Here is a 21,792-nt window from a genome sequence, read left to right as displayed (position 1 = left end):
GCGCGAGTCGAGCGCGGCGCGAAACGTTGAACGGTTGTCCGCTTAACGAGCAAGTAACGAGCACGTTGGTTTCGCGCGCAACATTCCTGAAACATATGCATGCCGGTCCGTCATTAGACAAATGACATTCATGCTCTCGTGAAATGACGGTTAAACAGCGAGAATGCGTCGCACTACCGCATTAACCATTCAAGGAGCGATCGATATGTATGCCATTACCGGTGTGACAGGGCAGGTGGGCGGCGCGGCGGCGCGCGCTTTACTGGCTGCGGGCCATGAGGTGCGTGCGGTATTGCGCGACGAGATGAAGGCCGCGCAGTGGCGTGAGCGCGGTGCCGAAATAGCCATTGCATCATTCGAAGACGCCGACGCGCTCGCCGCAGCATTTCGCGGAACCGCAGGCGTGTTCGTAATGCTCGCGCCGAATTTCGCGCCGCAGCCCGGCTATCCGAACGCACATCGGGCAGTTGCAGTGCTGAAAAAAGCGCTAGTCGATGCGCGGCCGGAGCGGGTGGCGGCATTGTCGTCGGTTGGCGGGCACCGTGAATCCGGCCTCGGGCTCATTACTCAAGTGCACATTCTGGAGCAGGCACTGGCGGAACTGCCCGCTTTGCACATACCCACTGCGATCATGCGGCCCGCGTGGTTCATGGAGAACTCGCTATGGGACGTTGCACCGGCGCGCGATACGGGCGTCATGCCGGGCTTTCTGCAGCCACTCGAGCGCGCTTATCCGATGGTCGCGACGGCGGACATCGGCCGCGTGATTGCCGATACGCTCACGCAGACGTGGCAGGGGCGGCGCGTCATCGAAATAGAAGGGCCGCAGCGTTACACGCAGCATGAGATCGCGGCGTTGCTGGGCAGTGTACTGGAGCGCGACGTGAAGGCTCAGGCGGTGCCGCGCGCCGAATGGGAAGCGCGGTTCCAGTCGCAAGGCACGGCGTGGCCGACGCCGCGCATTGAAATGCTCGACGGCTTTAACTCCGGATGGATCGACTTCGAGGGCGGCGCGAACGAGCATGTGATCGGCGAGACCGCCTATCGGACAGTACTGGCCGAACTCGTGAGGCGCGGCGCTCGATAATTACCCTAAGCTGCGAACTACAGACGAAAAGCAAATAACGAATAGCGCGACGCAACGCTTGCGTTTAAAAACAAACCGGCGCCGCGCTATTCGCTTACTCGTTATTCATCGTTGATGTCTGTGCGCCGCCGCTCATTCGCGCTTAAAAGATCGACTTGCCTGTATGCGTCGTCAACCATTCGAGCGCGAGTACACCGGCTAATGAATTGCCGTTTGCGTCGAGTCCCGGCGACCATACGCATACCGCCATTTCTCCGGGCAGCACCGCGACGATCCCACCGCCCACGCCGCTTTTAGCTGGCAAGCCGACGCGGTACACAAAGTCGCCCGCGGCGTCGTAAGTGCCGCAAGTCAGCATGAGCGCCGAAAGGCGTTTCGCGGAACTCGTGTCGAGAATCCGCTCGCCGGTGGAAGGCACAACGCCGTGATTGGTGAGAAAGAGCGCTGCTTTTGCCAATTCGACGCAACTCATCGAGATTGCGCATTGGCGGCAATACGCGTCCACCACGACTTCCGGCGGCATCTCCATGTTGCCGAAGCTCGCCATGAAATGCGCCATCGCGCGATTGCGGTGAGCGTGCTGCAATTCCGATTGAGCGACGCGCGAATCGTAGTCGATGCTCGTCTCGCCCGTTACGCGCCGCATGAATTCGACGAGTGCGGTTTCGGCCTGCACGAAACGCCGGCACAGTACATCGGTGACGATCAGCGCTCCCGCATTGATAAACGGATTGCGCGGCTTGCCGTGCTCCGCCTCGAGTTGGACCAATGAATTGAAAGCATTGCCCGACGGCTCGCGGCCCACGCGTTGCCATAGCGCGTCGCCGAGCAGACGGAACGCCATTGTGCAGGCGAATAGCTTCGAAATGCTCTGAATGGAAAAGCGCGTGTCCGCTTCGCCGGTGCGGAATACTTCGCCCGACGCCGTGACGATTGCCATGCCGAAGCTCTCGGCCGGGACTTTAGCCAGTTGCGGGATGTAATCCGCAACTTTGCCCGTGCCAAGATAAGGCCGCAAGTCGCGATGAATCTGCTCGAGAATGGATGCGTAGTTCATGAGGCTCAATCCGGTGGAGCCGCGATTCTACTGGCAAGCACCCGCGAACGGTTCGATTGCGCTCCGCGATACGTGCGATACGCGTGATACGCGTGATACGGTCAATGCGCGCCGGCTGCATCCCCGCCGCCGCCTTTGGCGGGCCGCGTAATCCATATCAGCGGAATGATCAGAATAAAGATGACCGCCGATACAAAGAAGATGTCGTTCAGGCCCATCATCGCGGCCTGCGTATTGACGGTGAAATCGAATAGCGCGTGCGCCGATTGCGTATTCAGATGCAGCAGCGATTGCGTCGAATCGATCTGTTGATTGAACAACGGGTTGTCGACGGAAGCGCGTTCGGTGAGCCGTTCATGATGCAGTACCGTGCGATTGTTCCAGGCATTGCCCGCGACGGAGGTGCCCACCGCGCCGCAAAACACGCGGACGAAATTCGACAGGCCGGCCGCCGCAGGAATCTTGTTGGGCGGCTGTCCGGACAGAATGATCGACGTCAGCGGCACGAAGAACAATGCCATCGGAATACCCTGCAATAGCGTGGGTATCACCAGATGCCAGGTGTCGATTTCGATCACGTATTTCGAGCGCATATAGAAGACGATTGCGAAGCCGACAAACGCCATCGTCGAAATGATGCGGGCGTCCGAGCGCGGCAGCACGCGGCCCATCACCGGCGCGAGAATCACGGCGAATATGCCGAGCGGCGCGGTGACGAGGCCGGCGTCGACGGAACGGTAGTTGAGGTACTCCTGCATCCATTGCGGCAATAGCACGAGGTTGCCGAAGAACACGCCATAGGCGACGGAAATGGCAATCGTGCCGCCAAGAAAGTTGCGCTCGCGAAAGAGCCGTAAGTCGATGATCGGATTTTCTTCCGTCAATTCCCACACGAGAAAGAACGCGAAACTGACGAGCGCGGTCAGCCCGAGAATCACGATGACCGGCGACGCGAACCAGTCGAGATCCTTGCCTTTGTCGAGCATGATCTGCAGCGACGCGACCCAGGTAATCAGCAGCCCGAGGCCGACCACGTCGATAGGCGGTTTGCGCGTGGGCGATTCGCGAGTGCGATAGATCATCCACGTGACGCCGGCTGCGAATAGTCCAACGGGAATGTTGATATAGAAGATCCATGACCAGCTATAGCTGTCCGTGATCCAGCCGCCGAGCGCAGGACCCGCGATCGGACCGACGGTGGCGGTCATCGCCCATAACGAGAGTGCGGTCGACGCTTTTTCCTTCGGATACGAGCCGAGCAGAATGGCTTGCGACAGCGGAATCAGCGGGCCCGCCACCGCGCCCTGAAAGACCCGCGCGAGCAGCAGGATCGGCAGCGTCGGCGCAATGCCGCACAGCCAGGACGCGATCACGAACATCAGGATCGCGCCGACGAACAGCTTCACCTGGCCGATGCGCTGCGTGAGCCAGCCGGTGAGCGGAATCGACACGGCATTCGCCGCGGCAAACACGGTGATGACCCACGTGCCTTCGTCCACGGAAACGCCCAGGTTGCCCGAAATGGTCGGAATCGCGACGTTCGCAATCGACGTGTCGAGCACGTTCATGAAGGTGGCAAGCGCGACCGCGATGGTCGCCAGCACCAGTTGGCCGCCTTTCAGCGGCGGCGGAGGCGCGGGCGGCGCGGAAGTGGGCGCGGGCGCGGGCGACTCCGCAGACGTGGATTGGCTCAAGACATTCTCCCGGATCGATATGCCGCGGACCTCGCGCTCGGCTTTGCGTGTGGCCGTATTACGCGGCGGGTCCGCTGGATGCTCGCAAAAGCATACCTGTATTCATCTTTCGACGTCGCCGCTGCGGGCATTGCAACGCGCCGTGAACGAAGCCGACAGCGTATGCTCGCGGCTGGACAGAACCAAACCGCATAGCGCGACGTCGAGCGCGGCGCGATCAATCGCCGTTAAACGTGATCAAACCGCGAACCAACGGCGAACCAACCGCGAACCAACCGCGAATCAATTGAAGCAAAAAGGAAAGGAAAGCAATATGGCCTGGGAACAATTCGAACATGGCTGGCGGCGTGCGCCGCTGCAGGCGCCCGCCAAAGGGCTCGTGGTCCTGATGCACGGCGTGGGCAGCAACGCGCGCGACCTCATGCCGCTCGCCGACATCTGGAGCGAGCGTCTGCCGGACATCGCCTTCACGTCGCTCGACGGCACCGATCCCTTCGACGGCGGCTTCGGCGGCCGTCAGTGGTTCAGTCTGCGCGACATCAACGAGGCCAACCGCGAGGCGCGCGCGACGACCGCGTACGCGGCCATGCGACGCATGCTCGAAGCCGAGCTCGCGCATTGGCAGCTTGCTTTCGGACGCCTTGCGCTAGTCGGCTTTTCGCAAGGTTCGATCATGGCGCTGCATCATGTGGCGACGAGCGCGGAAGGCGCCGCGTGCGTCGTCGCGTACTCGGGGCGGCTCGCGTCGCCCGTGCTCGCGCGCAACGGCACGCCGCTCACGCTGATTCACGGCGAGGAAGACGAGGTGATCCCGGTGCAGGCGCTCGAACATGCAGCCGACGCCTTCAGCGCGGCGGGCTACACGGTGGATGCGTACGCATTGCCGGGCGTCGGCCATACGATCAGCGCGGACGGCGTCGCGCTCGGCGAGGCCGCGCTGGAGCGCACGCTCGGCGCATTGTCGCGCGATTGATACGTCCGCACGAAAAGCGGGGCTAAAGTTATTGATCGGCTTGCCGTTAACTGCTCATAGCACGAAAATCACGCCCGTCGCGGGACTGCGCAATGCTCGCGGGCTGGGCGACGGGGCGCATTTTCACACTGCCGCGAATGGAATAACGACGCGAATCGGCGACGCGAGCGCGACGCTACCGAGCGACATAACAGAGCCTTCTTATGGCCACACCGACGCCGCATCACCTGCTTTTCGATCGACTGTTCCGCCAGGCAGTGACCGTTGATCTCGGCACCGCCAACACGCTGATCTATACCGACGACGGCGGCATCGTGCTGAATCAGCCGTCGGTCGTCTGTTTCGAGAAGGATCATGCGGGCGGTCCGAAACGCGTGACGGCGGTGGGCGCCGAGGCGCGCCAGCTTCTTGGCCGCGCACCGCGCAATCTGGAAGCCGTGAGGCCCATGCGCCACGGCGTGATCGCCAACTTTTCCGCGGCCGAGCACATGATCCGGCAATTCGTCGACATGGCGCGTCCGCGGCAATTCTTCAGCCGCCGCGCCGCGTTCACGCTGTGCGTGCCGGCCGGCGCGACCCAGGTCGAGCGCCGCGCAATCAAGGAAGCGGCCGTCGCGGCCGGCGCGTGGAAGGTGAGCCTGATCGGCGAATCGCTGGCGTCGGCGGTCGGCGCGGGCTTGCCGGTGACGGAGGCGACCGGTTCGATGGTCGTCGATATCGGCGGCGGCACGACGGAAGTCGGCGTGCTCTCGCTCGGCGGCACCGCGTACAGCGGCTCGATCCGCGTGGGCGGCGACAGCTTCGATATGGCCATCGTCAGTTACGTGCGCAATCTGTATGGCGTACTGCTCGGCGAGCAGACCGCCGAACACGTGAAGAAGAACATCGGCACGGCCGTGCGCGACGTGCCCGCCGAGCACATGAACGCGACCGGGCGCAGCGTCGACGACGGCTTGCCGCGCACAGTGCAGTTGAGCAACCACGATATCGCCGATGCAATCGAAGGCCCGCTGCGCCAGGTGATCGGCGCGGTGAAGCGCGGGCTTGAAATGGCGCCGGCCGAACTCATCACGGATATCGCGCACAACGGCATCGTGCTGACCGGCGGCGGCGCGCTGCTCGGCAATCTCGAGCGGCGCCTCACGAACGAACTCGGTCTCGACGTGCGCGTCGCCGACGAACCGCTGACCTGCGCCGTGCGCGGCGCGGGCGCCGCGGCCGCGACCGGCATGGTCGACGAATTCGCTTGCGAATGAGTCGAAGGTCGATCAGGCGGCAGCAAGCGACAGTGCCTGCATAAATAGGCACGCACGCTCACTCACTCGCTCGCTCGCGCGGCGAATCACCGCTGAGCGTTCCGAGCGGCTTCGTCAGCCCTTGCGATGGGCATCCTTGTCGAGCGCGAGTTCCGCTCCCTCGCCGACGAGACCGTGATAGTAGAGATGCACGCCGATCGCGAGCGAGTCGTTGCGAATTTCGTGGAAGGCTTTCCACGCCTTCGCCGGGTCCTTGAACAGCAGATAGTGCGCTTCGTGCGCGATCAGATCGGCGACTTCGTGCAGACCGTGTCCATGCAACACATCGACGAGCGCATCGAGGCTGCGATGCGTGCGCGCGTCGGTGCGCGGATAAAGCATGTGCAGCACCGCGACATCCTGCGTCTTCAAAGCCGCCGACAACGCGACGACGATGTCCTGATGGTTCAGCGCGCTAACCGCGCTGTCGTCGCGATGGACGTGGTCCGGAAAAAGCGTTTCAAGAGAGGCGTTCATTCGGTTCTTCCTGTTCTTTCGGCTGACTGCTCTGGCTGATTAAAAGAGGCCCGCCTCTACAGCGGGCCAAAGACAGCGATGTGTTCGCCGGGCAAGCGAAACACGAAGCGAGTATCGCAGACGCACCCCTCAAGCACTCAGTGCCGCGCCAGCAAAACATTGTTTCGGTTAGCGGCCCATCTCGTCGCTTACGTCGCGCCTGCCTGCACGTCGCATGCCACTGAAAAAAAACCGAAACTCGCCTGCGATAAGTTCGTCTGACGAGACGAGAGCTTCTACAATCGGAAGCGGCCGGGCACTAACGGGCACCAATGAGCACGAACGGGCACCGACCGGCGGCAACCGCAAGCGAAGCATACGCAGCAGCGAACCATAGGAGCGACCCTGATGCAGCAGCCTGAAGCCCTCGGCGGCCTGTCCCACTCGGGCGGAATCGATCACCGCGAATCCGAGCCGGACGGCGTATTCATCCCGACGGAAAATCTCAACGTTGCAAGCGCCACGCAGCATGTGCTGAAGTCGGGCGACACGTTCATCGTCAACGATCCTCTCGGCGATATTACGGGCGTCGACGACGGCCTCTTCGTCAACGACACCCGCGTCCTCTCGCAACTGCGCCTGACGTTCGGCGGCCGCGCGCCGTCGCTGCTCTCGGGCAGTGTCAGCAGCGACAACACGTCGTTCACCGCGCATCTGACGAACCGCCCGTTGCCGCCGCTCGGCGGCGCCAGCACGCCGGAAGGCGTGATCCACGTCGAGCGCGTGCGCGTGCTGTCGGGCACGGTGTTGAACGAAGCCATCGAACTCACCAACTACGGCACGAGCGACGCCGTCGTGCCGCTGTCCATTTCCTTTGCCAGCGACTTCCGCGACATGTTCGAGGTGCGCGGCCTGAGCCGCGCGAAGCAGGGGCGTATCGAGCCGGCGCGCGTCGAGAACGACGAAGTGCTGCTCGGCTATCTCGGCCTCGACGACGTGGCGCGCAATGTGCAGATCGCCTTCGCGCCGCGGCCCGACAAGCTGTTTGCGGATCGCGCCGACTACACGGTCACGCTGCCGGCGCAGGCGTGCGTGTCGATCTATCTGTCGGTCTCGGTTCAGGTGGTCTCGAAGACGCCCGATGCGCCGAGCGCGGGCGTGTCGTCGCCGACTCATCCGCTGAGCGAAGCGCATATGTCGCAGATCGACACCGAGCGCCCGCGGGTCGGCCGGGCCGCGGTGCGCGCGGCGCTGGTCGACGCGCACCTCGTGATGCGCGAGCGGCGGCGCGTGACCGCGCGCGTGCGCTCGAGCAATCCGCTCTTCAATGCGTGGATCGACCGCTCGCTCGCGGACCTTGGCCTGTTGACCACCGACCTCGCGACCGGCCCGTATCCGTACGCGGGCATTCCGTGGTTCTCCACGCCGTTCGGCCGCGATGCGGTGATCACGTCGTTGCAGACGCTGTGGTTGCAGCCGCAACTGGCCGCGGGCGTGCTGCGTTTTCTCGCCGAGCATCAGGCGCAGGAGAACTCGCCGTTTCGCGATGCCGCGCCCGGCAAGATCATGCACGAGATGCGCAAGGGCGAAATGGCCGCCACCGGCGAAGTGCCGTTCGCGCTGTATTACGGCGGCGTGGACACCACGCCGCTCTTCATCGTGCTGGCCGGCGCGTATGCGGCGCGCACGGGCGACGTCGGTCTGATCGACGAATTGTGGCCCGCGCTCGAGCGCGCGGCGGGCTGGGTCGCGGGCGTGTGCGACAAAAACCGCTATGGGCTGCTCGACTATCAGCGCGAGTCGGACGGCGGCCTCGCGAACCAGGGCTGGAAAGACAGCCACGATTCGGTGTTCCATGCCGATGGCCGCTTCCCCGATGGCCCGATTGCGCTCGTCGAAGTGCAGGCGTATGCGAGCGCCGCGTTCGACACGATGGCCCACTACGCGAAGCTGCGCGGCATGCACGACGCCGCCGCGCAATACAAGGCGCGGGCGAAAAAGCTGCGCGAGTGCGTCGAAGAAAAATACTGGATGGAAGAGTCGGGCTTCTACGGCATCGCGCTCGACGGCCACGGCGAATTGTGCCGCGTGATGGCGTCGAATGCGGGGCATCTGCTGGCTTTCGGTTTGCCTTCGCGCGAACGCGGCGAATCGGTGGTGCGCGCATTGGACTCGACGCTCTTTCACACCGGCTGGGGCGTGCGCACGCTCGCCGCGAGCCAGTCGCGTTTCAATCCGATGGCGTATCACAACGGCTCCGTCTGGCCGCATGACAACGCGATCTGCGCGCGCGGCCTGTCGCGCTACGGCGGCAAGGCGGCGGCGGTGCGGCTGCTGCAGGCGCTGTTTCAGGCAGCGGTCAATTTCGACATGCGTCTGCCGGAGCTGTTCTGCGGATTCCCGCGCCGGCGCGGCGAGCCGCCGACTGCTTACCCGGTCGCGTGTCTGCCGCAGGCGTGGGCGGCCGGCTCGCCGTTCATGATGCTCGAGGCGTGTCTCGGTATCACCATCGACGCCGAACGCCGCGAGGTGTTGATCGAGCAGCCGATGCTGCCCGAGGGCATCGACTGGCTCGAACTGGGCGACCTGCGGGTCGGCGACGCGTCGGTGTCGATCACGTTCCGCCGCATCGGCGAGAAGGTGGTGGCGTCCGCGGAACAGGGCGACGTGCGGGTGGTTGCGTTGTTGTGAGGGGGCGGGTGAGGGCGGCGGTGCGGTGATCCGGCTTGGCGGCCAGTCCGCTCGATGGAGCCATTCGTTAAGCCTTCGATTGGCCTCCAATTGGCCTATTCTCAGTCGGGCTTTTTGAGGCCGCTCGGGTTGGCAGGCGTGCCCGGCGACGCCTCGGGACGCGGCGGCCTCGCGCCGTCCTCGGGAGCGACGATGAGGCCCGCGCCGGGCAACAGCGACGTGCTGCCGGTCGTCGGTAGGGACGCCGGCGTGGGAGGCGCTGCGGACTGCGGCGCCTGCGGCCGCGCGCTGCCCGTCGAGACGGCGTTGGAACGCGGGCGGCCTGCGCCTGCGTTCGTCCCCTGCGCGCAGGCCGTTCCCGCAATCACGAGGGTCCACGCTGCGACGGCGGCAAGTCTCGTGAGCATCATGGCGTCCTCCACTGACTTCGGCGTTCGCGCGCGGCGTCGCTGGCGGGCATCGCCGGATAAGCGTCGCCGGTATGCATATCGGATTGTTAGTGCACGCGGCGAGGCGGGTCAATCCGGGGGAAATACGCCGTTTTTCCTGCTCGCCCGGAGCCGCCGACCGGCGGGCTTTGGCCGCTTGCGCGTCGGGCGGCGGCACGCGGATTGCGTCGCTGCATGCGCCAGGTGTTGCACACGGGCTGCAACCAGCGCATTGCAATGGAGGAGGCCATCATGCGAGTGACTACGAAAGGCGTCGTGATGTCGGCGTTGATGCTCGGTTTGTCGGGCGCGGTCTACGCGGAAGGAGCGGCAACGAACGCCGGCGGCGGTGCCGGCGCGGGGCAGGGCGGCAACGGCATGCCGACGCCGAATGCAAGCGGGACGATGGCCTCGCCGTCCGACGGCATGGGCTCGTCGCACAAGCCAATGAAAAAGCAGAAGAAGGGGGCGATGGGCGCAGCGGCGTCCGAGGGGGCGGCTAGTAAGTAGGTGGGGTGGGGCGGACGTAGCCGGACCGATGCGGGTCGAGGCGGACGAACGTTGACCGAGCGGACCGAATGGAGCGAGCGGACCAAGCGCACCCGAGCGCACCCGAGCGGACCCGAGCGGAACCGAGCGGACCCGAGCGGACCCGAGCGGACCCGAGCGGACACGAGCGGACCCGAGCGGACCCGAGCGGACCCGAGCGGACCCAAGCGGACCCAAGCGGACCCAAGCGGATCAGTGGACCAAAGCGGATCAGTGGACGCAAGCGGATCAGCGGACCCAAGCGGACTCCGGCGCATCGAGCCTGGCGAGCCGAACCAAGCGGCCCGAGCCAGAACGACGTAAATCTCGCCGCGCCGCAGCTACAGCCCTCGCGCCAAACCGCGCGTCCCGTCGCTACGCCGCACCGCGCTACGCCGCGCCGACGCTCGCGTCGTAATCCGCGTCCGTCTCCAACTCGCCGTCGTTCCGAGCAATCCGATAGGTGCCTTTACCCGCGTTCTTCGCGCTGTACATCGCCTCGTCGGCACGCCGGATGAGACTGTCGACAGGTTCGTGCGGCTCGGCCAGCGCAATGCCGATGCTCGTGCCGAGGCTGATCGTGCCGCCCGTCGTGAGCGTATACGGTTTCGCGATTTCGCGGATCACGCGCTGCGCGATGGCGACAATCGCGCTCAGCGTCGCCTCTTCGACGATCACAGCGAACTCGTCTCCGCCGAGGCGCGCCGCGAATTCGCCGTGGCGCAGCGTCTGGCGCAGGCGCGCCGCGACCGTCTCCAGCACCTCGTCGCCGGCGGTATGGCCATGCCGGTCGTTGACCTGCTTGAAGCCGTCCAGATCCAGGTACAGCACCGCCGTGCGCGTTTCGCGCCGCGTGTGACTCCGCAACAGGATTCGGTCGAGACACTCGCGCAGTTCGCGCCGGTTCGCGAGTCCCGTCAGCGAATCGTGGCGGGCAAGATACAGCACCTTGGCTTCGCTTTGGCGGCGTTCCGTCACATCCTCGATGATGACGACCGCGCTGCCGTCGGGCACCGGATTTCGCCGTAACTCCAACTGACGTCCGTTGCGCAATTCGAGCGCCAGCGGCCGCCGTTTTTCCTGCAGCCAGGCGGTGCATCGTTCGACGAACTGCTGACGCAGCGCGTCGTCGAACTGCGCAAAACCGGCATGGCTGATGAACTCGGGCAGCGGTAAATTCAGCTTGAGCATATCGACGCTCGTGCCGAACAACTGCGCCGTGCGGCTATTCGCAATCACCACCTTGCCCGCGGGATCGAGCGTGCACAGACCGTGCGGCATGTGCGTGAGCGCGGCGTCGAAACGCGCCGCGAGTTCGGCGTGATTCTGCTCGGCGGTCATCAGCGCGACGAGCCCGCGGTAGTGGCGCCGCACGATGGACGTCATCGCCCCGACGTACAGAAGCAGCGGCGGCACGAGTATCCAGGAACCATCGGTCGGCGAGAGCAGCGCGCCGACGCCGATCGGTATCGACACCACACATATCTGTGCGATCGCGAGGCGCGGCACCGCGGCGTTCCTCGACGCGACGCCGCCGAGGATGCCCGAGGCGACCATGATGGCGAGTGCTGCGAGCGTGGTGTCGGTGGTGCGCACGCAGCCCATCGTCCCGAGCCCGAGCATGAGGCTCGTCGCGACGCACAACGGCGCGTAGGCGGCGGCCCACGGGCCCGGATTCGCCGGTCCCTTGCGGCTATGCGCGACGTAAGCGTGGATGATGCTCAGGCGTCCTAGCAATAGCCAGACGTCGGCGAACAGCCAGACGATCGTCCACGGCTGATGCAAGCGCACATAAGCCGCCGCGGCGACGAACGCGCTGGCGACGATCGACATGACAAGCGGCCGCCGGTTGTCGAAAAGCGTCGACAACAGACGGGCGCGGATAGACGGACACACGGCTGCGCCGAGTTCGGGCGGCGTCGCGAGGATCGACTCAGAAACGGAAAGATTGACTGCCATGAGACCGCTCGAATTAGTGCGGGGCGGAGCTAGGTTCCTTGTCTTATCGGCGGACGACGGCGGTTCTTTATGGGGAATTGCCCGGAGGGGGGATGGTTTAGAAGGCGCACCGCGCTTCTGTGCCCACCCCCCAGTGGTAACATTTGTTGTCGCCTCTACAACCCTTCGCCGGACCATCGCATGCCAGACAGTTTCGACCAGCTCGCCGCCCTGATCCGGGCGCGCTTCTCCGAACTGAGTCCGCAATTCCAGATGGGCGCGGGCTTCCTGCTCGATCATCCGGACGAAGTCGCGGTCTCGTCGATGCGCAAAGTCGCCGAGCGCGCGCAGGTGCAGCCGGCGTCGCTCGTGCGTCTGTCGCAGCAGCTCGGCTTTCCTGGCTGGAACGAATTGCGCAACCTGTTCGTCGCACGCGTGCGCACGCGGCCCGAGCCGCTGACAAGCCGCGCGCGCTCGCTGGTCAAATCGAAAGACGCGCTCGCCAACGATCTGCTCGTCGCGCAGCAGCACAATCTCGAGGTCACCGCGGCGCACAACGGCCGCGCAATCGTCGAGGCGGCGCGGCTCTTGCGGCGCGCGCCGCATGTTCATGTCGCCGGTTTCCGCTCGTGCTACTCCGTCGCCTTCGGGCTCGTGTACGGCTACCGGTTCTTTCGCTCGTCGGTGTCGCTGCTCAACGGCGAGGCCGGCACGCTGGAAATGCAACTGCGCACCGTGGAGCGGGACAGCGCCACCATCGTGATCAGTTTCGCGCCGTATTCCGTCGAAGCCGCGCGCGTCGCCGAAGCCGCGCTCGAAAAGGGCAGCAAGCTCATTGCAATCACCGACAGCGCCGTGTCGCCCATCGCGCTGAATGCCGACAAGGTGTTGATCTTCTCGCACGAGAGCCCGTCGTTCTTTCCGTCGCTCGTGGCGGCCACGGCGATCGCCGAATCGCTGGTCGCGCATCTGCTCGCACTCGAAGGCGCCGACGCCGTCGAGCAACTCGGCATCGCCGAACAATCGCTGCACGCGAAGGGCGCTTACGTGCCTTGATTTCCGTTCCTCGACGACCGGTGGTGTCGTTTTATCCTGTTTGACAACAAATGTTGTTTCAACGTATAAATGCGTACCGATTGTTGAGTGAGCGGGAGCGGTGCGATTCATGCGAAATCTGCAGGTGGTGGAGATAAAAGGCGAGCCATATGAAATCGGCTACGCCCTCGGCGAACTGGCAAGGCCCGTGTTCGCCGATTACATGGCACAAAGCAGTGCGTGGCGCGCGGTCAGCCGATGGCGCGGCGCGTCCTTCGTAGCGGCGCTGCGCGACGCGGCCCGTGTCCACTTTCCCGCGTTGCTGACCGAACTGGACGGCATGGCGGCGGGCCTGCGCTGGCCTGTCGAAGACATCCTGCTATGGAACTGCCGCGGCGAACTGATTCATCACGCGCCCGACGGCTGCACGACGCTCGCCGCTATTGAAGCCGATGCACGCGTCATCGCCCATAACGAAGACGGCGATCCTTTCCTGCGCGAGCGCTGTGTATTGGTCGACGTGCAGCCCATCGGCAAGCCGGGCTTCGTGAGCTTCTATTATCCAGGCTCGCTGCCCGGACACACGTTCGCGGCGAACCGCGCCGGCCTCGTGCAGACGATCAACAACTTGCGTATTCGCACGCCCACGGTCGGCGTGCCGCGCATGATTCTGGCGCGCGCCGTTCTCGACGCCGGCTCGCTCGACGAAGCGCTGCACACGCTGCGCACTGCGCCGGCTGCGAGCGGCTTTCATCACACGCTCGGTTGCGCCGGAGACCCGCGCGTGTTCAGCGTTGAGGCCACCGCGCAGCGCTGCTCGGTGCAAAGCGTCGGCACGCGCGCCGGTCACGCGAACCATATGATTCACGCGGGCTGCGAAACGCAGGCGCAGATCGTCACCGAGTCGTCGCGCGACAGGCAGCTTCGCGTGGATGCGCTGTTACGCGCCGCAGCCGGTCCGCTGAATGGAGGCGCGTTGCTGGCCATGTTGCAAGATCGCGCGCCGGAAGGCTTGCCGGTCTATCGCGACGATCCTTCCGATCCCGACGACGAAAACACGTTGGCCACCGCGCTCTTCGAAATCGGCAATGCAGGCGTGTCGATGCAGGTCGTGCGCGACGGCCAGCGCGTCTTCGACACGTTCATTCCCCGCACGGCGCCTCAGTCCGCTTCCTCATCGAACGCCGCCATTCTTCATAAGTGAAAGCCATGTCCACCGTATTTCATCGTTCGCCGAAGCAGTCGTTGCCGATTGCCGTTGCTGGCGACGGCATCGAGATCATCGACTCCACCGGCAAGCGCTATATCGACGCATCGGGCGGCGCCGCCGTGTCGTGCCTCGGCCACAGCAACCAGCGCGTGATCGACGCGATCAAACGGCAGGCGCAACAGTTGCCCTACGCGCACACGTCGTTCTTCACGACGCAGCCCGCCGAGGAACTCGCGGACCGGCTCGTCGCCGCCGCGCCGCAAGGTCTCGAGCACGTGTATTTCGTGTCGGGCGGCTCGGAGGCAATCGAGGCCGCGCTGAAGCTCGCGCGGCAATACTTCGTCGAAAAGGGCGAGCCGGGCCGGCGTCATTTCATCGCGCGGCGGCAGAGTTATCACGGCAACACGCTCGGAGCGCTCGCGATTGGCGGCAACGCGTGGCGGCGCGAGCCGTTCCTGCCGATGCTGATCGAAGCGCATCACGTGAGCCCGTGTTACGCGTATCGCGAGCAGCGCGCGGACGAAACCGACATCGAATTCGCCCAGCGCCTCGCCGATGAACTCGAGCAGAAGATTCTCGAACTCGGCGCCGATTCGGTGGCGGCTTTCGTCGCGGAAACGGTGGTCGGCGCGACTGCCGGCGCGGTGCCGCCGGTGCGCGAATACTTCCGCAAGATTCGCGCGGTGTGCGACCGCTATGGCGTGCTGCTGATTCTCGATGAAATCATGTCGGGCATGGGCCGCACCGGCTATCTGTACGCGTGCGAGGAAGACGGCGTCGCGCCGGACATCCTGACCATCGCCAAGGGACTCGGCGCCGGTTATCAGCCGATCGGCGCTGTGCTCGTGAGCGAGCGGATCTATCGGGCTATTGTCGGCGGAACGGGCTTTTTTCAGCATGGCCACACGTACATCGGTCACGCGACCGCGTGCGCCGCCGCGCTCGAAGTGCAGCGCGTGATCGCCGACGACAAGCTCTTGCCCAACGTTCTCGCGCGCGGCGAGCAATTGCGCGGGCTGTTGCGCGAGCACTATGCGAAGCATCCGCATATCGGCGACGTGCGCGGGCGCGGACTTTTTGTCGGCGTCGAACTGGTCAGCGACCGCGAGACGAAGGCGCCTTTCGACGCAAGCCTGAAGCTGCATGCCGCGATTCGCCGCGAAGCATTCGCGCGCGGCTTGATGGTGTATCCGATGGGCGGCACGGTCGACGGCAAGATCGGCGATCATGTGCTGCTCGCGCCGCCGTTTATCTGCACCGCGCGCGACATCGACGAAATCGTGAGCCGCCTCGCCGATGCGATCGACGGCGCGCTCGCCGCGATCTGAGCGCAGGCCACGCCCGCCGCGGTTGCCTTCATTTTCACCAGAGAGAGAAAGACCACCATGACCGAGCGCCTGCCCGCCTTCCAGCTATCCGATGCGACGCCCGAACAAAAGGCCGTTCTCGACGAGATTTTGTCCGGGCCGCGCGGCAACCTGAACGGACCGTTTCTCGGCTGGATTCATAGCCCGGAACTCGCGCAGCAGGCGCAGCGCCTGGGCGCGTTCTGCCGCTATCGCACGGGCTTGCCGCTGCGTCTGTCCGAACTCGCGATTCTCGTGACGGCGGCGCGCTGGCGGGCGCAGGCCGAGTGGTACATTCACTATCCGATTGCGCTCGAAGCGGGCGTGCGCGAAGCCGACGCGGAAGCGATCCGCAACGGACTGCAGCCCGACTTCGAAGACGCGGACGACGCGCTTATCTACGACTTCGCAAGCGAACTGTACGACACGAAGCGCGTGTCCGACGCGACGTATGCGAGGGCGCTCGCGCGCTTCGGGCATGAGGTCGTGATCAATCTCGTCGGGCTTCTCGGCTACTATGCGCTCGTCGCGATGACGCTCAACGTGTTCGACATGCGCGCCAACGGGCAACAGAGTCTGCCGTTCGCCGAATAGTTTTTTTCGTCGGCAGCGGGACGGCTTGGCGGCCGTATTGCGCCAGGCCGTCGCGGGCGCATGGACACCTTCACGGCATTGGCACACGGAACCGCCTATGATGAAGGTCGGTCCACGTCCGCGCCCGTCACGCAGCGCCGCACTCGCGACCGACGCCTCAAGCCGCGGAAACCTCGGGCTGGACCGCCGCGGCGGTACTCGCGATCAGTCGTGCAGCGTGCGAAGCAGGGCACAAACAGGAGAGAACGATGAAGCGCAAGGCATCAGCAGTCTGGCAAGGCGGTCTGCAAGACGGCAAGGGCTCCATTTCCACCGACAGCGGCGTCCTTAAGGAGACTCAATATTCGTTTTCCACGCGCTTCGCGGACGGCATCGGCACCAATCCGGAAGAGCTGATCGCGGCCGCGCATGCGGGCTGCTTCTCGATGGCGTTGTCGGCGGAACTGGGCAAGGCGGGCATCACGCCGGAACGTATCGGCACGACCGCAACCGTTTCGCTCGACAAGGACGGCGGCGGCTTCACGATCACCGCCGTGCATCTGGACGTCGCGGTGAAAATTCCCGGCGGCGACAAGGCTGCGTTCGACAAAGCCACCGCGGACGCGAAGGCGGGCTGTCCGGTGTCGAAGGTGCTGAACGCGACCATCACGATGGACGCGAAGCTCGAAACCTGAGCGGACCTCGGCACGCGGTTAGCGGCGAGCGATGCCGGCGCGCATCGCATTGCATCGCCTCGCCGCGCTTCAAAACTTCCCGGCAACCCGCGCCGCAGTGCCGGCATCTTGCGCCGGCGCGGCGCTTCTCAATGGCATCCGCGATGAAAAACCAGGCCGAAAAAGCGGCGCAATTCCAGGCGCTGCACGCAGCGCAAGAAGCGTTCGTCATTCCTAACCCGTGGGACATCGGCTCGGCGCGGCTGCTCGCGCTGGCCGGCTTCAAGGCGCTCGCCACCAGCAGCGCCGGCTACGCGTTTTCGCGCGGCTTGCCGGATAACGCAGTAGGCCGCGCGCAGATGATGGTCCACCTCGCCGAAATCGCGCACGCCACCGATCTGCCCGTCAGCGCCGATCTGGAGAACGGCTTCGGCGACGCGCCCGAGGAGTGCGCGAAGACCATCCACCTGGCGGCGCAGGCGGGCGTGGTCGGCGGCTCGATCGAGGACGCCACCGGCCGCGCCGACGAACCCATCTATCCATTCCAGGCCGCCGTCGAGCGCGTGCGCGCCGCGGTCGAAGCCGCCCGCGCGCAGCCGTTTCCCTTCACGCTGACGGCGCGCGCCGAGAACTACCTGTGCGGGCGTCCGGACCTCGACGACACGATCCGCCGCCTGCTCGCCTATCAGGAAGCGGGCGCCGACGTGCTGTATGCGCCGGGGCTCAAGACGCGCGAGGAAATCGCCGCCGTGGTGAACGCACTGGAACGTCCCGTCAACGTGTTGATGGGCTTGCAGGGCGTGCTGCTCAGCGTCGATGAATTGCAATCGATGGGCGTGCGCCGCGTGAGCGTCGGCGGTTCGCTGGCGCGCGCGGCGCTCGGCGCCTTCTTGCGCGCCGCGCATGAAATTCGCGACGAGGGCACGTTCAATTACACGAAGGATGCGGCGAGCGGCAACGAACTCAACGAGTCCTTCGCAACGGCCGAGCGAAAGTGGCCGACGCCGGGGTGACAAGGCACGCGTAGCATCACCAACTCATCCAGTGCCCTGGTCGCCCTCAGATGGATCGCACGAAGGCCGCGGATACACCCTGCTGGAACTCCGAAGAGCTCGGTTACGACCACGTCCTGTCCAAACGGACGGACATCTACGCGATCTACTCTTACGACAAGCTGAGCGCGCACCCCACTGGCAATACTTTTGCGGTCGGCGTTCGTCATACCTTCTAACCTGACCTGGTCCGCATTACCTGCTTGATAGGACCCAGCGCGCGCCATTCCTCCCGGTCCGATAGGGAACGCGCACTGTGGGGCAGAAACGACGAAGCCTGGAACGTGTTTGTGGAAAGGCGCCCACTCATTCCTGAGACAGGCGCTGCGGCCGTTATCGAGCCAGGTAGAAATCCATGGGGATAAGTTCAACGGCCCATCCGCCTTCCTCGCCCAGAGTGGCGGCCGGGTGCATGGACGCGATGCGCAACGCCTCGTCAAGGCTATCTGCTTCGATGATAAACAGGCCGCCCACGACTTCCTTCGACTCGGTGTACGGTCCATCGGTCACTTGCGTTTTGCCACTGCGCGGGCGAAGTGTCCTCCAGCCGTCCAGATCGCCAAGCGACGCGGAAATCAGAACCTTGCCGGTAGCACGCATCTTCTCGTCCAACGCGGGGCATCGGCTCACCAGTTCCTTGACGTCGTCCGGTGACATCGCGGCAAACCTTTCGGGGGTGAAGTAGGCCAATCCGAGGTATTTCATAGGAGATCCTTTGAGTGGGTATGTACTGACGACGAAGCTGATGGTCGGGAACGATGCCGGCCGGCGCCACGCATCCGGTGCTGCGCTGGCAAGTCGAACATTGAACTTTGATCCGTGCCGCCAGCCGTCGGCGCCCTCGGGCGAGTCCCAAGGTGCGACCGATACCGCGACGCTGTTCAACGCGCTCATCGTTCGTCAACGGTGCATTCAGCGACGCTACCGCCTGATTTTCCAACCCCCCTTTGAGCGAGGCACGAACGGAGCCACGTATGGAACCGTTCGCGACCTCACCTTCACGTAGGACAGGCCGAACACTCGGCACGAAAGGGGCGGAAGAATCGACCGTCAGGCGCTTTTCTTCGCAGCGGCCGGAAACGGCAAGCTGTGAAGCCGTTCGCCGGTGGCTGCAAAAATCGCATTCGCGACCGCAGGCCCGACCGGCGCGACACCCGGCTCGCCGACACCCGTGGGCGCCTCGCCCGAGGGCACGATATGCACTTCGACCTTGGGCATCTCGGCGATTCGCAGTACCTGGTAGCCGTCGAAGTTGTTCTGCTCGACCTTGCCGTCCTTCAGCGTGATCGCGCTGTGCAACACCGCGCCGAGACCGAAGCCGATCCCGCCTTCCATCTGTGCAGCGATGATGTCGGGATTGATGGGCGTACCGCAATCCACCGCGCAGACGACACGCTCTATCTTCACGTTACCGTCCTTGTCGACGGAGACTTCCGCAACCTGCGCGACGAACGTCTTGAACGCCTCGGCCACCGCGATGCCGCGTCCGCGGCCTTTCGGCAACGGTTTGGCCGGGTCCCAGCCCGCTTTCCTCGCGGCGAGTTCGAGCACGGCCCGCATGCGCGGTTCGTGCGCGAGCAGATCGCGGCGGAACACGAACGGGTCCTTGCCCGCTGCATGCGCGGCTTCGTCAATGAACGCCTCGACCGCGAATGCCGTGTGCGAGCTGCCGACCACTCGCCACCACAGCACCGGCACGCCGGTCTGCGTGGTCGTCAGTTCGACCGAGATGTTCGGAATCGCGTATGCCATGTTGGCGGCTCCCTCGACGGAGGTCGCGTCGATGCCGTTCTTGATCATGGCGCTCGCGAACGGCGTGCCGCCGAGGATCGACTGGCCGACGATCCTGTGCCGCCAGCCGACCAGCTTGCCGTCCGCGCTCAGGCCCGCGTCGAGCTTGTGGAAGTACATCGGCCGGTAGAAGCCGCCGTGGATGTCGTCCTCGCGGGTCCACTGCAGTTTGACGGGCGTGCCGTTCGCGCCCAGCGCCCTGGCGATCGACACGGCCTCGACGATATAGTCCGACCGCGCGTTCGCGCGCCGCCCGAAGCTGCCGCCCGCATACAGCGTGTGAATCTTGACCTGCTGCGGGTCGAGCCCCGCCGTGCGCGCGGCATTGCCTTGGTCGACGGTCTGGAACTGGTCGCCGGCCCAGATCTCGCAGCTATCGGCGGTGAGCTTGACGACGGCGTCGAGCGGCTCCATCGGCGCGTGAGCAAGGTAGGGGAACGAGTAGGTGGCGGAGATCTTCTTCGCTGCGCCCGCGAGCGCCTGCGTCGCATCGCCGTCCTTGCGGGCGGATGCGCCGGGCTGTTCGGCGAGCTGCCGGTATTCGGCCATGATCGCGTCCGAGCTGCGCTTCTCGGCCTTCGAATCGTCCCATTCGATCTTCAGGGCGTCGCGGCCCTGCTTGGCCGCCCAGAAGCCCTTCGCGACCACCGCTACGCCGCCCGGCACCTGCACGACCGAAACCACGCCCGGCACGGCTTTCACAGCGGACGCGTCGAACGACCTGACCGTCGCGCCGAAGAGCGGCGGACGCTGCAGCAACGCGACCAGCATGCCGGGAAACGTCACGTCGAGCGTGAACTGCGCGGTGCCGTCGGTTTTCGGAGGGACGTCGACGCGCGGCGCCTGGTGGCCGATCAAACGAAAATCCTTCGGTGATTTGAGCGCGACCTTGTCCGGCACCGGTAGCCGGGCCGCGGCCGACGCGAGCGAGCCGTACGTCGCGGTCCGGTTCGTGGCCGCGTGATGAACGCTGCCGTCGCGCGTCGTCAGCTCGGACGCAGGCGTCCGCCACTGCGCGGCGGCGGCGGAGACCAGCATCGCGCGCGCTTTCGCGCCGGCTTCGCGCAATTGCATCCACGAGTTGGCCATCGCCGAACTGCCGCCCGTGCCCTGCATGCCGAACGCGAGATTCGCGTAGCGCTTCGCGTCAGCGGGGGCGCTTTCGACGCGGACGTCCTGCCAGTTCGCATCCAGTTCCTCGGCGACGATCGTCGCGATGCCGGTGTACGCGCCCTGGCCCATCTCGACGTGCTTCGCGATGACGGTCACGCTGTTGTCCGGCGCGACGCGCAGGAAGGCGTTGGGTGCGAACGCCGCCTCGGGCGCCGTGGCGGCGAGCGCGCGGCGGCCCGTACCCGCCCATTCGAAGCCGATGGTGAGGCCGACTGCCGCGACTGCGCCGGCTGCTTTGAGGAAGGTCCGGCGCGACGGGCGCACGGCATCCGGGAGATCGAGATCGGTCGTCATGGTCAGGCCTTCAGGGTGGCGGCGGCTTCGTGAATGGCCGCGCGTATGCGGGCGTAGGTCGCGCAGCGGCACAGATTGCCGTTCATCGCGGCGTCGATGTCGGCGTCGGTGGGCGTGGCGTTGCGTTCGAGCAAGGCGGTCGCGGACATGATCTGACCGGACTGACAGTATCCGCACTGCGGCACCTGCAGCTTGACCCATGCAGCCTGGATCGCTTTCGCGGGCCGGCTTTCGATACCTTCGATAGTCGTGATGCGCTTACCCGCGACGGCGGCGAGCGGCAGCACGCACGAACGCGTGGCTTCGCCTTCCAGATGAACCGTGCAGGCGCCGCATTGCGCCATGCCGCAACCGAACTTCGTGCCGTGCAGGCCCGCGTTCTCGCGAATCGCCCAGAGAAGCGGGGTAGTGGGATCGGCATCGAGCGTAACGTTCTTGCCGTTCAGGACAAACGATGTGGACATGGAACCTCTCCGTGGGGAAGGCCCGAACTTGGC

General features: G+C 65.1%; 19 protein-coding genes and 1 pseudogene. 12 read left to right on the top strand and 8 right to left on the bottom strand.

Translation table 11 applies throughout. The annotated features are described in order from the left end of the window. The first annotated feature begins 205 nt into the window (after positions 1 to 205). Positions 206 to 1,087, top strand: coding sequence for an NmrA family NAD(P)-binding protein (locus C8K18_RS10310; protein WP_107707404.1), 882 nt, complete (start codon positions 206 to 208; stop codon positions 1,085 to 1,087). Positions 1,088 to 1,229: 142 nt separating this feature from the next. Here C8K18_RS10310 and C8K18_RS10305 read toward each other — a convergent pair whose 3' ends face one another. Both C8K18_RS10305 and C8K18_RS10300 read right to left on the bottom strand, forming a co-directional pair. Next, positions 1,230 to 2,144: a glutaminase gene (locus C8K18_RS10305; RefSeq protein WP_006046802.1), complete on the bottom strand. Its 915-nt coding sequence runs from the start codon at positions 2,142 to 2,144 to the stop codon at positions 1,230 to 1,232. Positions 2,145 to 2,245: 101 nt separating this feature from the next. After that, positions 2,246 to 3,838 (bottom strand): DHA2 family efflux MFS transporter permease subunit, encoded by a 1,593-nt coding sequence (locus tag C8K18_RS10300; protein WP_006046803.1) that lies wholly within the window; start codon positions 3,836 to 3,838, stop codon positions 2,246 to 2,248. 313 nt (positions 3,839 to 4,151) lie between these two features. Here C8K18_RS10300 and C8K18_RS10295 point away from each other — a divergent pair, with 313 nt between their 5' ends. Then, entirely contained in the window at positions 4,152 to 4,811 is a 660-nt protein-coding gene (locus tag C8K18_RS10295) for an alpha/beta hydrolase (protein WP_029965739.1), read from the top strand. Positions 4,812 to 5,014: 203 nt separating this feature from the next. Then, positions 5,015 to 6,067: a rod shape-determining protein gene (locus C8K18_RS10290; RefSeq protein ID WP_107707403.1), complete on the top strand. Its 1,053-nt coding sequence runs from the start codon at positions 5,015 to 5,017 to the stop codon at positions 6,065 to 6,067. A 114-nt stretch (positions 6,068 to 6,181) separates the two neighbouring features. Here the strand turns inward: C8K18_RS10290 and C8K18_RS10285 are convergent, their stop codons facing one another. Next, entirely contained in the window at positions 6,182 to 6,583 is a 402-nt protein-coding gene (locus tag C8K18_RS10285) for a hypothetical protein (RefSeq protein ID WP_107707402.1), read from the bottom strand. A gap of 387 nt (positions 6,584 to 6,970) precedes the next feature. Between C8K18_RS10285 and C8K18_RS10280 the strand changes: the two genes are divergently transcribed. Then, positions 6,971 to 9,253: an amylo-alpha-1,6-glucosidase gene (locus C8K18_RS10280; protein ID WP_006046807.1), complete on the top strand. Its 2,283-nt coding sequence runs from the start codon at positions 6,971 to 6,973 to the stop codon at positions 9,251 to 9,253. A gap of 101 nt (positions 9,254 to 9,354) precedes the next feature. On the opposite strand, the gene C8K18_RS10275 is transcribed toward C8K18_RS10280, so the two are convergent. After that, positions 9,355 to 9,663: a hypothetical protein gene (locus tag C8K18_RS10275; protein WP_107707401.1), complete on the bottom strand. Its 309-nt coding sequence runs from the start codon at positions 9,661 to 9,663 to the stop codon at positions 9,355 to 9,357. A 270-nt stretch (positions 9,664 to 9,933) separates the two neighbouring features. Between C8K18_RS10275 and C8K18_RS10270 the strand changes: the two genes are divergently transcribed. Then, positions 9,934 to 10,191 carry a hypothetical protein gene (locus C8K18_RS10270; protein ID WP_029965734.1) on the top strand — a complete coding sequence of 86 codons (258 nt, stop codon included), beginning with the start codon at positions 9,934 to 9,936 and terminating at the stop codon, positions 10,189 to 10,191. Between the two features lie 408 nt (positions 10,192 to 10,599). On the opposite strand, the gene C8K18_RS10260 is transcribed toward C8K18_RS10270, so the two are convergent. Further along, positions 10,600 to 12,168 carry a sensor domain-containing diguanylate cyclase gene (locus C8K18_RS10260; RefSeq protein WP_107707400.1) on the bottom strand — a complete coding sequence of 523 codons (1,569 nt, stop codon included), beginning with the start codon at positions 12,166 to 12,168 and terminating at the stop codon, positions 10,600 to 10,602. A gap of 180 nt (positions 12,169 to 12,348) precedes the next feature. Here C8K18_RS10260 and C8K18_RS10255 point away from each other — a divergent pair, with 180 nt between their 5' ends. The 7 genes and pseudogenes from C8K18_RS10255 to C8K18_RS33655 all read left to right on the top strand — a co-directional run. Then, positions 12,349 to 13,203 (top strand): MurR/RpiR family transcriptional regulator, encoded by an 855-nt coding sequence (locus tag C8K18_RS10255; protein WP_006046906.1) that lies wholly within the window; start codon positions 12,349 to 12,351, stop codon positions 13,201 to 13,203. Positions 13,204 to 13,312: 109 nt separating this feature from the next. Then, complete coding sequence (locus C8K18_RS10250; RefSeq protein WP_107707399.1) at positions 13,313 to 14,386, top strand: C45 family peptidase; 1,074 nt, start codon at positions 13,313 to 13,315, stop codon at positions 14,384 to 14,386. Between the two features lie 5 nt (positions 14,387 to 14,391). Further along, the gene (locus C8K18_RS10245; RefSeq protein ID WP_107707398.1) at positions 14,392 to 15,720 is read left to right on the top strand and encodes an aspartate aminotransferase family protein; all 1,329 of its coding nucleotides are present in this window, start codon (positions 14,392 to 14,394) and stop codon (positions 15,718 to 15,720) included. 57 nt (positions 15,721 to 15,777) lie between these two features. After that, a complete protein-coding gene (locus C8K18_RS10240) occupies positions 15,778 to 16,332 on the top strand; it encodes a carboxymuconolactone decarboxylase family protein (protein WP_107707397.1) in 555 nt (184 codons plus the stop codon). Between the two features lie 248 nt (positions 16,333 to 16,580). Then, positions 16,581 to 17,006 (top strand): OsmC family protein, encoded by a 426-nt coding sequence (locus C8K18_RS10235; protein WP_029965723.1) that lies wholly within the window; start codon positions 16,581 to 16,583, stop codon positions 17,004 to 17,006. A 143-nt stretch (positions 17,007 to 17,149) separates the two neighbouring features. Next, positions 17,150 to 17,998: an oxaloacetate decarboxylase gene (locus C8K18_RS10230; RefSeq protein WP_107707396.1), complete on the top strand. Its 849-nt coding sequence runs from the start codon at positions 17,150 to 17,152 to the stop codon at positions 17,996 to 17,998. Positions 17,999 to 18,099: 101 nt separating this feature from the next. Beyond that, positions 18,100 to 18,216, top strand: a pseudogene (locus tag C8K18_RS33655) (porin); the annotation flags it as partial. Between the two features lie 154 nt (positions 18,217 to 18,370). Here C8K18_RS33655 and C8K18_RS10220 read toward each other — a convergent pair. The 3 genes from C8K18_RS10220 to C8K18_RS10210 form a co-directional block, all read right to left on the bottom strand. After that, positions 18,371 to 18,742, bottom strand: a complete 372-nt coding sequence (locus C8K18_RS10220; protein WP_107707395.1) for a YciI family protein — start codon at positions 18,740 to 18,742, stop codon at positions 18,371 to 18,373. A gap of 345 nt (positions 18,743 to 19,087) precedes the next feature. Then, positions 19,088 to 21,295, bottom strand: a complete 2,208-nt coding sequence (locus C8K18_RS10215) for a xanthine dehydrogenase family protein molybdopterin-binding subunit (RefSeq protein ID WP_107707394.1) — start codon at positions 21,293 to 21,295, stop codon at positions 19,088 to 19,090. Between the two features lie 2 nt (positions 21,296 to 21,297). Next, a complete protein-coding gene (locus C8K18_RS10210) occupies positions 21,298 to 21,759 on the bottom strand; it encodes a (2Fe-2S)-binding protein (RefSeq protein ID WP_006046916.1) in 462 nt (153 codons plus the stop codon). Positions 21,760 to 21,792: the final 33 nt, after the last annotated feature.

The sequence above is a fragment of the Paraburkholderia sp. GV068 genome (genome assembly GCF_003058125.1).
Taxonomy (GTDB): Bacteria; Pseudomonadota; Gammaproteobacteria; order Burkholderiales; family Burkholderiaceae; genus Paraburkholderia; species Paraburkholderia graminis.
Note: the sequence above shows the minus strand (reverse complement) of the source record. Positions and strands in the feature narration are given on the sequence as shown.